Source organism: Streptomyces sp. WAC05374 (genome assembly GCF_004353505.1).
GTDB lineage: Bacteria > Actinomycetota > Actinomycetes > Streptomycetales > Streptomycetaceae > Streptomyces.
Genome location: NZ_SMNQ01000010.1, coordinates 75,397 through 88,289, shown reverse-complemented (window position 1 = coordinate 88,289; position 12,893 = coordinate 75,397). Strand labels below are relative to the sequence as shown.

The window sequence follows — 12,893 nt, the reverse complement described above, 5'->3', positions numbered from 1 at the left end:
CTTCTCCGATGGCCGACAATGAGCCACATGGCCGCCGAATACCTCGCCCCGCTCGACCGGCTCGCCGCCGCCCGCGCGCCCATGGGACTGCGCGAGCGCAAGAAGCTCAAGACCCGTCTCGCGATCCGCCGGGCCACCTACCGGCTGATCGCCGAACAGGGGTACGAGGCCACCACCGTGGAGCAGATCGCCGAGGCGGCCGAGGTGTCACCGAGCACCGTCTTCCGGTACTTCCCCACCAAGGAGGACATCGTCCTCACCGACGAGTACGACGCGGTCATGGAGCGGGCGCTGCGGGAGCGGCCCGCGGGGGAGGACCCGCTGGAATCCCTCCGGATCGTGATCACCGGGGCCGTGGCGGCGTTCCTGGAGCACGAGCCGGAGGAGACCCGTGAGCGGGCCCGGCTGATGGTGGAGGTCCCGGCCGTCCGGGCCCGGATGACCGAGACGATGGCCGAGACCTCCCAGTCGCTGTCGCGTGCGCTGGCCGACCGCACCGGCCGGGCGGCGGACGACCTGGAGGTGCGGGTCTTCACCGCCGCCGTGATGGGTGCGCTGCGCGAGGCGATCGTCTACTGGGCCGAGCGCGACCAGCGGGACGATCTGATCGCGCTCGTGCACCGCACCCTGGACACGCTCAGGGGCGGACCGGCCCTGTAGGCCAGGCCCTCGAGGTGTCCCCCTTCCCGCACGCCACGCCGTCCCGGTCCGGGTCCAGGCGCAGCGGGTCGTCCTTGCCGTTGACCTTCAGCCGGCCGTAGTCGTGGACGGCCAGCCAGTCGCAGCGGGCCTTCGTCGTCGCCTTCACCGACCGCGGGAACACCGTCGGTACGCACACCCCGGCCGAGCCGTAGTGCCGGTCGCAGCCGGCGATGCGCGGGCTGACCGGGGCGGAGTCCCGCTTCTTCAGCGGCTTCTTGGGGGTGGCGGCGAGGTCGCCGGCGAAGTCGTGGACGTGCGCCGAGCGCTCCGCCTCCGCCGCCATCGCCGCCGGCCCGCCGAGGTGCACCCACTGGGCGACGGACGGGATGCCGTTGGCGTCGACCGCGAAGAGCATGTACCAGCCGGGCGGGGCGAGGTTCGGGTTGCCGGTGACGTTCAGGTCGACCGTCCGGTCGTCGACGACGGACAACGGCAGGTCGACGAACCGCTGGTTGGGGTCGGAGGAGTGGGTGACGGCGGCCGGGCGGATCAGCTCGGCCTTGGCGATCGGCCGGTCCACCGTGATCCGCTGGGTGTCACCGTAGTTCCACCGGCCGTCGATCACGGAGGTGATCCGGGGGCGGGGGCCCCTGAACAGGTACGGCGGTGTGTAGATCGACACGTCGTGGTTGTACGAGCCGTTGCCGGGGTTGTCGCCGACGGCCATCACCCGGCCGTCGGGCAGCAGGAACGCAGACGAGTGGTAGCCGCGCGGCACCGGGTCGGCGGCCATGCCGGCCTGGTAGGTGTCGGTGGCCGGGTCGAAGATCGACGCCTCGTACACCGGGTCGGCGCGGTCGTGCAGGGCGCCGCCGGTCTCCAGGACCTTGCCGTCGGGGAGCAGCACCGCGGAGACGTACATCTTGCCCTCGTCTCCGGTCTGCGGGCGCTTGCCCTGGCCCTGGTCGACCAGGCCGTGCGGGATCGGCGGCCCGGCGACGTACTGCGGGTTGGGCTGCTTGAGGTCGATGATGTCGGTGAGGCGGTTGGCGGCGGGGTTGCGCTCGTTGTTGCCGCCGCCGAGGGTCAGCACCCGCTGGTCCTGCGCCGGGGGCAGCAGCACGCTCGCGGACTCGTCGCGCTCGTCCTTGTTCCGCAGGCCCGGTACGTCGGTGATGGTGTTGGCGTCGTAGTCGTAGATGGACGCGCCGGTGCCGGGGGTGCCGTTGCCGAAGGTGTGGCTGCCGGAGTAGAACAGCCGCCCGTCCTGCATGAGGATCATCGACGGGTACAGGCCCCAGTACGACCAGGTCTGCTTGACCTCGTTGATGGGCAGCCACGTGTTCCGCGCGGCCGAGAACTTCTCCGCCGTCACATTGCCGGTGGAGTCCTGCTTCAGGCCGCCGAAGGAGATCACGTCGCCGTTGCCGAGGATCGTCGCCGACGGGTACCAGTGCCCGTCGTGCATGTCGTTGGTCCGGACGTACGACTCGGTGGCGGGGTCGAAGATGTAGGAGTCCTTCAGCCCCTGGTAGCCGATCTTCCCGTCGGCGGACGGATAGCCCTTGTTGCCGCTCATCACCAGCACGCGGCCGTCGGAGAGCTGGACATGGCCGGCGCAGAACATGTCGACGGGCGTGGGGATCGTCTTGAAGGAGCCGTTCGCCGGGTCGTACACGGCGGAGGTGAAGGTGCCGGCCCTGAACATCTCCGGGTCGTTGCCGGAGCCGGCGATCAGCAGGACCTTTCCGTTGTGGAGGACGACGGAGTGCATGGAGCGGACCGGGTTCCTGGTGGGCAGGACCTCCCACGCGCCCTTGGCGCACTCCTCGGCCGTGCCGGTGCAGACCGGGTCGGGCGGGGGCGGGGCGACCTCCTCCATCACGTAGTCGTCGGTGGTGACGCTGCCGGTGCCGAAGACCGACACGCCCCAGGCGATCCGGTCGGTGCCGGGCGGCACGACGGGCGTGCGCACCTCGGCGCGGGTGTACTCCCCGGCGAGGGGGAGCGTCTTCAGGTCGGTCCAGTACTGCCAGCCGGCGCCCGTGTCGTGGCGGAAGAGCGTGATCGCCGTGTCGGGGGTCGTCGACTTGTACCAGAGGGACAGGTCGTACTGCCGGTCCGCGGCGACGGCCGGGGCGCAGGCGTCCGACTCGGTGATGAGCGCCTTGCGGTCGCCGTCGGTGCGGCGGGTCAGCTCGACCTTCATGGCGGCGTTGCCGGAGCGGGCGTCGGTGGTGGTGGTGAAGGTGAAGTCGTTGTCCCCCCAGCCGGAGCGGGACCAGCACTCCGGCATGCCGGTGTGGTCGGTGCCCGGGGTCTCGAAACCGGGGTTCTTGATGAGGTTGATCCCGGCGGCGGCCGGGGACTGGGCCGCCATCAGCAGCCCGGAGGTCATGGCGCCGATGGCGAGGAGCGCCACTCTCCGCCGTCGTGGAGGGGTCGGTTTCACCGGTCGTTCCTTCCCGTGCGGCTCGTTTCCGAACGGCCCCGGCGCGGCAGGTAGACCAGCGCCTCGGTCCCGGCGAAGCGCAGGACGAAGGTGGTCAGCAGCGCGAGGGCGGTGGCGGGCAGCACCGCGAGGTGGAACTGCCCGACGAACAGGGCGATCAGCGGTATGCGCAGGACGAGGTCGGCGTTGGCGAGCAGCGCGAAGCGTCCTGCGCGGTCGGCCCAGTGCCGGTGGTGGCGGCGGTCGCGGAACAGCAGCACCTCGATGAGGAGGAAGTTCCAGGCCACGCCGAGCTGGTTGGCCAGGATCTCGGCGGGCAGGTAGTGCACTCCGGCGCGGGTGAGGGCGTAGAGGGCGGCGAGGTTCGGTACGAAGCCGGTGAGGCCGATGAGCCCGAAGGCGATCATGCGGGCGAGCGGGGAGGCGGTGCGCAGCTCCACCAGGTGGCGCAGGAAGCGCATCCCCTCCCTGGCGGTGGACTTGGACTCGCCGGCGTACCGCTCCTCGAAGACGAACGGCACCTCGGCGACCCGGTCCGGCCGGCACCGCACGGCCAGCTCCAGCAGGATCTTGTACCCGAGCGGCTTGAGGGCGTCCGCGGTCACCGCGGCACGCCGGATGGCGAAGAAGCCGCTCATGGGGTCGCTGATGCCGGACAGGGCGCGCGGGAAGAGCCCCTTGGCGAGCCAGGTCGCCCCGCGCGAGACGGCGACGCGGTAGCCGCCCGCCAGTCCGGCGCGGCTGCCGCCGGGCAGGTAGCGGCTGGCGACGACGAGGTCGGCGTCCTCCTTCTCGCCGGTGGCGACGAGGTCGGGCACGAGGGCGGGCGGGTGCTGGAGGTCGGCGTCCATGACGACGACCCAGTCGGCGGTGGCGGCCCTGATGCCCTCGACGACGGCGCCGCCGAGGCCGCCGACGGGGGTGTCGCGGTGGATGACGGAGACGGGGAAGGCGCAGTCCCGTGCCGCGTCGGCGATCACGGCGGGGGTGTCGTCGGTGGAGTCGTCGACGAAGACGACCTCGCACGGCAGGCGGTCCGGGACGGACGCGGCGACACGGCGCAGCAGCTCGCGTACGTTCGCGGACTCGTTGAAGGTGGGGATGACGACGGTGACGGCTCCCGGCTCGGGTACGTCCCCGGTGATGGGGGCGACGTGCTCGGCGCCGGTGGGCTGGATGGTCAAGAGGCCTCCGCTCCGGTGATCTTCCGGATCTCGATCCGTTCCTCGCCCTCGCCGAAGGTGGCGACGGGCGTCGAGTGCTCCAGCGCCGCCCTGACGTTGGGCAGGTCACGCGCGTCGCGCCGTACGGTCGGGGAGGCGACGACGTAGTCCAGGTCCCGCCATCCGCGCGGGATCGTCCTCGTCACCGCCGGGTCGAGGTCGGCCTTGTAGAACCAGATGGCGCCGAGGCCGGGCTGGTACCCGGCGTGGACGAGGTCGAGCCAGAGGGCGTCGTCGACCAGCACGCGCGCGTGGGCCGGGTCGGGGACCTCGTGGGCGAGCCAGTCGGCGGCGGCGCGGTAGGGGGCGTTGGCGTCGGCGGTCATGGCGGTGCGGTCGCCGTCGTACCAGCGCGGGAGGACGTAGAGGGCGGCGGTGGCCGCGAGGAGGACGGCGGCCGCCCGGCGGACCGGGAGCAGGGCGGGCGTGCGGCGGCCCCGGCGCAGCACGGCGTGGGCGACGCTCGCCGCGCCGCCCGCGAGGACCAGGGCCAGGAAGGGCAGCGCCTGGATGACGTACATGGCGGGCAGGTAGCCGGAGGGGCGCATGGCGACGAGCGCCAGGATGGCGACGGCCAGCGCGGGGCCGGCCAGCGCCCGCGCGGTGACGGACCATCTGAGGGTGAGCAGGAGCAGGGCGGCGCCGGTGAGGCCGCCGACCGGCAGGACCCGGTCGTAGTAGAGCCAGGAGTCCAGGACGCCGTTGGAACCGGTGCCCTCGCTGAGGATGAAGCCCGAGCCGGGGCGGCTCATCTGGTACGTGATGCCGTCCCAGAGGGAGACGTGCCCGTCGCCGGGCAGCAGCTCGCCCTTGAGGAGCGCGAACAGCGGGTAGGAGAAGCCGATCAGGGCGCAGGCGGTGATGGCGCCGGTGACGGCGAACTTGCGGGTGTCGCGGTGGCTGTGGCGCCACATGGTCACCAGCAGCGCCGGCAGGACGACGAGCATCGTCTCCTTGGTGAGGACGGCGGTGGCGGCGGTGATGCCGGCGCCGAAGTGGTGCCACAGGTGTCTGCTGGGCGAGGCGGCGAGGCAGAACGCCAGGAGCATCCACATCACGGCCAGGTTGTCGAGGAAGATCTCCCGCTGGAGGACGACGGACAGCGGGGAGAGCCCGAACAGCGCCATGGCCAGACCGGCGGCCCAGCGCGGCAGCCACAGCCGGCGGGCGAGCACGTACAGCATCACCGCGGAGGCGGCGCTGACCAGCAGCATCGCCAGGCGCATGGAGGCGACCGTCATCGTCTCGGGCGCGATCAGCGAGGGTATCCAGGTGAGGGCGGCGAGCTGCATCCAGCCGAGCGGCGGGTGGTCGTACCAGTACGTGTAGTGGGCCAGGCCCCGGCCGTTCTGCACGGCCCACGCCTGGGCGAGGTAGGTGCCCTCGTCGTCGCTGAGGGTGGGGTACTGCTGGATGTTCCAGCCCTGGACCAGCAGGATCGCGACGAGCAGCGCCCCGCACACGACCAGGTCGGGGCGGGAGCTGCGGAAGCGTATGACGGGCCGGGTGACGAGCCGTCTCTTGTCGTGCGGCGCCGGGGCGGTGGCCGGCTCGGGTGCCGTGGGGGCGGCGGCGGGCAGGGTGGCGGTCATCGGGTGGCCTCCTCGCGGACGAGGTGGGCGCCGACGTGGCTCGTGAGCTCCCACTCGTTGCGCCCGCGCTGCTCGCGCCAGACCGCGCGGACGGCCGCTCCGGCGAGGAGCATCTGGTAGAAGGGCCCGCCGACGATCAGCTTCAGGTAGTGCGCCAGCCTCACCCGCAGCCCGTACTGCCGGCCGAAGTCGTGCAGTCCGACGATCTCGAAGACGAACGTCACCATCGCCGTCAGCAGCGGGAGGAAGGTGATCACGGCGATGCCGATGGGGACGTCCAGGAAGAGCGCGACGGCCACGTTGAGCGGGATGATGACGCCGGTGAACGCCTGCATGAAGGGGGTCATCAGCGTGTAGCGGGCGAGCATCCGCTGCCCGAGGGTGGGCAGTTGCTTCCAGTCCTTCTTGCGGTAGACCTGGAGGAAGCCCTGGTTCCAGCGGGTGCGCTGCTTGAGCAGGCTCATCAGCGTGCCGGGGGTCTCCTCGCGGGTGACCATGTCGGCGTCGTAGGCGACGACGACCTTCTTGCCGACGCTGGACAGCCGCACGCCCAGGTCGCAGTCCTCGGCCAGGCAGTTCTGGTCCCAGCCGCCGGCCTCGCGCAGGACGTCGGTGCGCACGAAGACGGTGTTGCCGCCGAGCGGGATGAAGCCCTTGGCGGCGTGCAGGTGGAGGCGGGAGCGGAACCAGAAGAAGTACTCCAGGCAGTTGCGCAGGGAGTACCAGCTCGAATGGAAGTTGATCAACTGGACGCCGCCCTGCACGACATCGGCGCGGGTGGCGGTGAAGGCGTGGTCCACGTGGGCGAGCAGCTCGGGGTGGACCTGGTCCTCGGCGTCGAAGACGCCCACGACGTCGCCCCGGCAGTACGGCAGGGCGGTGTTGAGGGCCTTGGGCTTGTTCTTGGACTCATGGGTGTCGACGACGACCCGGACGCGGCCGGGGTCGCGGGCGGCGGCACGCTCGGCGACCTCGGTGGTCTCCGGGTCGTCGTGGCCGACTATCACGATGATCTCGAAGTCCCGGTGGCTGGACTCCAGCAGCCGGTCGATCGTGTGCTCCAGGACGAGCTGTTCATGGCGGGCGGGCAGCAGCAGCGAGAACGACAGCCCCTGTTGCCCGTCCGGGCTCGCGAACCTGGTGGCGGCGAGCGTCTCCGGCGTACGCCAGGCATGCATCTGCCACCACAGGGTGAAGGCGGCCATCCAGAACAGTGCCAGCGAAATGGCGGCAACGGACACGGAAACGAGCACGGAAAGGTTCCCCCCTCCGACCACGCCGCGACGGATGCAGGTGCGCACACCGATGGCGCGCCGTCGCGGCAGGTCGATCCCCAAGAGACATGTCAGAGGCGGATCGCGGCAGGACCCCCCTGGCCGTCGACGCCCTCGGTCATGACCCGCACACGCCCTCCCCAGAACGTGCGCGGAGTCTCCACTCCTTATGTCGGATGAGAATAGAGGCAGACAGTGACAGTCAGGAGCTGTCCCGATAAAAACTGTGTTACCGGCGTCAGTTGGCCAATTTCCGCGCCAGATCGTCCGGTTCCGTGGTAGGGGCGTCGCAGGTGAAGTGGCGGCAGACGTACGCGGCGGGCACGCCCCCGACCAGCGGACGGTCCCTGAGCAGCGGAAACTCCTCGCCCGTACCGTCCGGCGCGCCGAACGCCACGACCGCGCCGGGAGCCGTGCTGAGCAGCGCCGTGCGGTGCAGGGCGCGGGCGGCCTCGTCGTCCGGGTGGCCGACGACCGCGACCTCGCGCGGCCCGTCGAGCAGCGCCTCGGCGACGGCCAGGCCCCAGCCGATGAAGCGGGGCGCACGCGGACCGAGGGCCTTCACCACGCCGAGGGCGGCCTCGGCGGCGGTGCGGTGGGCCTCGGAGCCGGTGTGGGCCGCGTACGACAGCAGGGCCCCGGCGGCGGCGGTCCAGCCGGAGGGGGCGGCGTTGTCGGTGGGGTCCTGGGGGCGGCGGATCAGCCGTTCGGCGTCGTGCGCGGTGTCGTAGAGCGAGCCCCCCTCGCCGGTGAACTGGTCGAGCACGATGTCGAGGAGGAAGCCGGAGAACTCCAGCCACACGCCTTCACCGGTCACTGCGGCCAGCGCCAGGAACCCCTCGGCGACGTCGGCGTAGTCCTCCAGCACCCCGGTGTTGGCGCCCGCGCGGCCGTCCCGTGAGGTGCGGGCGAGGCGCGCCCGGGAGTCCAGGTGGAGCCGTACCAGCAGGTCGGCGGCCTCCGTGGCCCGCTCGACCAGGTCGGGGCGGTCGAAGTAGGCGCCGGTCTCGGCCAGCGCGGCGATCGCGAGCCCGTTCCAGGCGGCGACGATCTTGTCGTCCCGGCCCGGCCGGGGGCGCTCGTCGCGGGCGGCGAGCAGCCGGCGCCGGATGCCCTCCAGGCGCTCGGCGTCCACCACGCCCACGCCCTGCGGGAGTTGCAGCACGGAGGAACCGTGCTCGAAGGTGCCCTCCTCGGTGACACCGAAGTACTGGGCGGCGTAGACGGCGTCCTCCTCGCCGAGCACCTCGCGCAGTTGCCCGGGCGTCCACACGTAGAACGCGCCCTCGACGTGCTTGCCGGAGCCGTCGTCGGAGTCGGCGTCGAGCGCCGAGGCGAACCCGCCCTCGGCCGTGCGCAGTTCCCGCACCATGAAGTCGGCCGTCTCCAGGGCCACCCGGCGGGCCAGATCGCTGCCCGTGACCCGCCACAGGTGGGCGTACACGCGGCACAGCAAGGCGTTGTCGTACAGCATCTTCTCGAAGTGCGGCACGACCCACTCGCGGTCCACCGAGTAGCGGGCGAAGCCGCCGCCGAGCTGGTCGTAGATGCCGCCCCTGGCCATCGCCTCGCACGTGTCGGCGGCCATCTGGAGGGCGCCCTCGGCACCGGTGCGGGCGTAGTGGCGCAGCAGGAACTCGACCACCATGGACGGCGGGAACTTCGGCGCCCCGCCGAAGCCGCCGTGCCGGTCGTCGTAGTCGCGGGTCAGCCCGAGCAGCGCCTGGGCGAGCTCCTGCTCCCCGGGCGCCCCCGTGCCGCCGGGCACCAGGGAGCGCCCCGCGAGCTCCCGCACGATGTTGCCGGCGACCTCGTCGACCTCCTCGCGCCGCTCGGCCCAGGCGACCGCGACGCCCTGGAGGACCTGGTGGAACGACGGCATGCCGTGGCGGGGCGCGGGCGGGAAGTACGTGCCGAAGTAGAACGGCTCGGCGCCGGGCGTCAGGAAGACGGTCATGGGCCAGCCGCCGTGACCGGTGGCGGCCTGCACGGCCTCCATGTAGACGGCGTCGACGTCGGGCCGCTCCTCGCGGTCGACCTTGACGGGCACGAAGTGCTCGTTGAGGTACGCGGCGGTCGTCTCGTCCTCGAACGACTCGTGCGCCATGACGTGGCACCAGTGGCAGGAGCTGTAGCCGACGCTCAGCAGCACGGGCACGCCGCGGCGCCGGGCCTCCTCGAACGCCTCGTCCGACCAGGGCCACCAGTCGACCGGGTTGTCGGCGTGCTGGAGGAGGTACGGGGACGTCTCATGGGCCAGTCGGTTCGCCATACCACCCATCCTGCCGGATGTGCGTACCACGCGCCTCGGGCGTCCGGCGGGTGTCCCGGGTTGTCCACAGCCCCTCGCGCCGACCAGCCGTTCGGCGGACACTGGTCGCGGATGTGATCGCCGGCGGAGGGGGACGCGGATGTCGCTGTTGCGGGAGAGCCATCGCACGGAGGCCGAGCGGCTGTTGGCGCGGGCCGTGGAGGAGGAGGTGCGGCGCTCCGGCGGGCGGGCCGGCGCGGGCGTGCTGCTGGCACGGGGCCGGGAGGCGCTCGGGACGCTGGCGGCGAGCGCGGCGGAGGAGTACGCGGCGTACACGGCGGCGCTCGACGCGGCGGAGGCGGACCGGCCTTCCCCGGCGGAGCTGTTCAGCGGGCGGGCGGTCGGCACACCCGCCCTGGTGACCGTGGTCGCGGCGGTGGCGGCGGCCGGGGCGGACCTGGCACTGGGCACGGGTGCCGGCACGGCGCTGGGCGCCGGGGCGGTGGTGGCGGTGGCGGGTGCCGCGGCGACGGTGCTCAAGGTGACCGCCGCGCACTGGCCGGCCGCGCACCGCAGGGCCGGGGCGCTGGGCCAGCCGGGCGGGCCGGAGCAGTTGCGGCTCCAGTGGCTGACGGCGCTGGAGGTGCGCGGGATACGCCCGTTCCTGGATCAGCAGCGGATCCTGGCGGCGGCCGCGGCGCAGAAGCCGGCCGACAAGGCGCCGGCGCTGCGGGGTGTGGACCGCAGCGCCGTCGCCCGTCGGCGCACGGTCCTGGAGCAGTCCTTCACGCACCTGCCCGAGTCCGGGGAGCCCTTCGCGGGGCGGCGCGGAGAGCTGGAGCGGATCGAGCGGTGGGTGCGCTCGGGGCGCGCGGCGACGGAGACACGGCCCACGGTCGTGGTGCTGCACGGCGAGCCGGGCGCGGGACGGACCGCCCTGGCGGTGCGGGCCGCGCACCGGCTGAAGGACCTGTTCCGCGGGGCGTGCCTGGTGGATCTGCGGGGCACCGGGCCCAAGGGGCGGCCGGTGTCGACCCGGGACGCCCTGCTGCACCTGCTGAACCGGCTGGGCGCGCCGCGCGAGCAGTTGCTGCTGCGCGACCGCTCGCCGTCGGCGGGGCAGCAGGTCCGGCGGCTGGCCGAGCTGTACCACCAGCACCTGACCGGGCTGCCGGTCGTGGTGGTGCTGGACGACGCGCGGGACGCGGAGCAGGTGCGCACGCTGATACCGGAGCGGTCCGAGAGCCTGGTGCTGGTCACCGCGGACGAACCCCTGGAGCTGGGCGACGGCGTCCCGGCGTGGGTGCACCACCTTCCCGTGGCGGGGCTGGACGCGGCGGGCGCGGAGGAGCTGCTGCGGCGGGCGGCCGGGGAGGAGGAGCGGGCGCCCTACGACGCGGAGGCGACCGAGCGGGTGCGGGAGCTGTGCGGCGGGCTGCCGCTCGCCCTGCGGGTGGCGGGGTCGGCGGTCGGCGCGGCACGGCCGGCGGCGGAGGTGGCCCGGCTGCTGGAGCGGGGGACGGGCGGTCCGGTGGAGCGGGCGGTGGCCGCGCGGTACGCCACGGACCTGGACGAGGACCAGCGGCGGCTGCTGCGGCGCCTCGCGCTGGCGGGGCGGGCGTCGCTGGGGGCGGCGGCGGCCGGGGCGCTGCTGGGTGCCGGGGAGGAGGAGGGCGGGGCGCGGCTGCGGGAGCTGGCGCGGGCGGGGCTGCTGGACCAGGTGCGGGGCGACCGGTTCCGGCTGCACGACGCGGTGCGGGCGTTCGCGGCGCGGCGGCTGGACGCCGAGGAGGAGGCCGGGGACGTGGCGGCCGCGCAGGAGCGGCTGATCCGGGCGTACGCGGAGCTGGCCGACACGGTGATCCGCATGGTGGACGGCAAGATGTCGACCCGGGCGGGGCACGGGGCCCGCTTCGGCGGCCACGGGTTCGCCTCGCTGGAGGCGGCGCTGCGCTGGCTGGACGACGAGTCGTCGTTCATCACGGCGGCGCTGCGCAACGCGGAGGGCGTGAACCGTCAGCCGGTGCTGGACCTGCTGGGCGCGCTGTGCGACTACTGCCTGCTGCGGGGCGACCTGTACCGGCTGGGCGAGCTCCAGGAGCTGTCCGAGGCGGTGGACCAGGGGCTGCTGGTGCGGTCGGTGCAGTGGCGGACGGGCATCGCGGCGCGGCAGCTCGGGGAGCTGGACACGGCGCGCACGACGCTGACGTCGGTGGTGTCGCTGTACCAGGAGGCCCACCAGGACGCGGGGGCGGCGCTCGCGCTGTGCTCGCTGGGCATCACGCTCCAGCACCAGGGCAATCTGCCGGAGGCGGCGGCGAGGCTGCGGGAGGCGCTGGAGCTCCAGGCGTCGCCGGAGCTCGCGGCCGACCGGGCGTGGACGCTGCACGCCCTGGCGGCGGTGGAGCGGGACCGGGCGAACCTGGCGGAGGCGCTGACGCTGCTGGACTCGGCGCTGGAGCTGCACCGGGAGAACGAGTCGCTGCACGGCGAGGCGTGGGCGCACTTCCAGCTCGGCCAGGTGTGCCTGCGGATGGGCGACGTGCCGCGCGCCGAGGAGGCGCTGCGTACGGCCCTGGAGCTGTACGGGCGTACGCACGACCGGCGCGGCGAGGCGTGGGCGCTGACCCAGCTCGGCCGGGCCCGGCTGGTCGACGGCGATCCCGGCCCGGCGGCCGAGGAGCTGCGGGCGGCCCTGGCGCGCCACCGGGACAACGAGGACGCGCGGGGCGAGGCGTGGACGCTGTACTACCTGGGCCAGGCGCTGGAGGACGGGGAGGAGACCGATCAGGCGGTGCGGGAGCTGGAGCGGGCCCGCACGATGTTCTCCCGGATGCGGGACGTGTACGGGCTGGCGTGCGCCCGCCACCACTCGGGCCGCGCCACCCGTGACCAGCGCGCCGCCCGGACGGGCAACCTCCGCAACTCGGGCTTCGCCCGCCAGTTGCTGGTGGACGCCCGCGCCGACTTCCGCCGCATCGGGGTGGCGCACGGGGAGGCGTGGACGTGCCTGGAGCTGGCCGTGGTCGACGCGGGCAACGACCGGGCGCCGCAGGCCCTGGCCCTGTGCGACGAGGCGGCCGCCCTGTTCGCCTCGTACGGCGACCGGCGCGGCGAGGACTGGGCCCGGTTCCTGCGCTGCACCCTGCTGCCGTACGCCTCGCCGGGCGGGGTGGAGGTGGGCACGGCCGTGGCCCAGCAGGAGCTGGCCCAGCTCTCGGACGCGAGGCACCCGGCCCGCGACCCCCGGCTGCGGGACGCCGTGGCGGCCTGGTCCCTGGTGCTGGAGCGCGGCATCCGGCTGGAGTCGCCCTGGCAGGCTTGGCCCCTGGGCCTGACCCCGGGCCGGCACGCGCGGGAGGTGATGGGCGTCCCGACGGCGGCGCCACGCCCCTGACGGCGGGGCGGGCCCGCCAGGACACGGCAGCCGCGCGCCGGGACGACACGCGCCGTCGCGCC

General features: G+C 73.5%; 7 protein-coding genes. 2 read left to right on the top strand and 5 right to left on the bottom strand.

All coding sequences use genetic code 11. The features are described from left to right. The first annotated feature begins 27 nt into the window (after window positions 1-27). Window positions 28-660, top strand: coding sequence for a TetR/AcrR family transcriptional regulator (locus tag E2B92_RS20040; RefSeq protein WP_126883507.1), 633 nt, complete (start codon window positions 28-30; stop codon window positions 658-660). Here E2B92_RS20040 and E2B92_RS20035 read toward each other — a convergent pair. The 5 genes from E2B92_RS20035 to E2B92_RS20015 form a co-directional block, all read right to left on the bottom strand. Next, window positions 638-3,040, bottom strand: coding sequence for a galactose oxidase early set domain-containing protein (locus E2B92_RS20035; RefSeq protein ID WP_126883519.1), 2,403 nt, complete (start codon window positions 3,038-3,040; stop codon window positions 638-640). The genes E2B92_RS20040 and E2B92_RS20035 overlap by 23 nt on opposite strands. A gap of 50 nt (window positions 3,041-3,090) precedes the next feature. Next, on the bottom strand, window positions 3,091-4,278 hold the full coding sequence (locus E2B92_RS20030; protein WP_126883506.1) for a glycosyltransferase: 1,188 nt from the start codon (window positions 4,276-4,278) through the stop codon (window positions 3,091-3,093). Continuing rightward, window positions 4,275-5,909, bottom strand: a complete 1,635-nt coding sequence (locus E2B92_RS20025) for an ArnT family glycosyltransferase (protein WP_126883505.1) — start codon at window positions 5,907-5,909, stop codon at window positions 4,275-4,277. Before E2B92_RS20025 ends, E2B92_RS20030 begins: the two co-directional genes overlap by 4 nt. Continuing rightward, complete coding sequence (locus tag E2B92_RS20020; protein ID WP_126883504.1) at window positions 5,906-7,162, bottom strand: glycosyltransferase; 1,257 nt, start codon at window positions 7,160-7,162, stop codon at window positions 5,906-5,908. The genes E2B92_RS20025 and E2B92_RS20020 overlap by 4 nt, the downstream gene beginning before the upstream one ends. Window positions 7,163-7,421: 259 nt before the next feature. Continuing rightward, on the bottom strand, window positions 7,422-9,455 hold the full coding sequence (locus tag E2B92_RS20015) for a thioredoxin domain-containing protein (protein ID WP_126883503.1): 2,034 nt from the start codon (window positions 9,453-9,455) through the stop codon (window positions 7,422-7,424). Between the two features lie 139 nt (window positions 9,456-9,594). Here E2B92_RS20015 and E2B92_RS20010 point away from each other — a divergent pair, with 139 nt between their 5' ends. Then, on the top strand, window positions 9,595-12,831 hold the full coding sequence (locus tag E2B92_RS20010; RefSeq protein WP_133087624.1) for a tetratricopeptide repeat protein: 3,237 nt from the start codon (window positions 9,595-9,597) through the stop codon (window positions 12,829-12,831). Window positions 12,832-12,893: the final 62 nt, after the last annotated feature.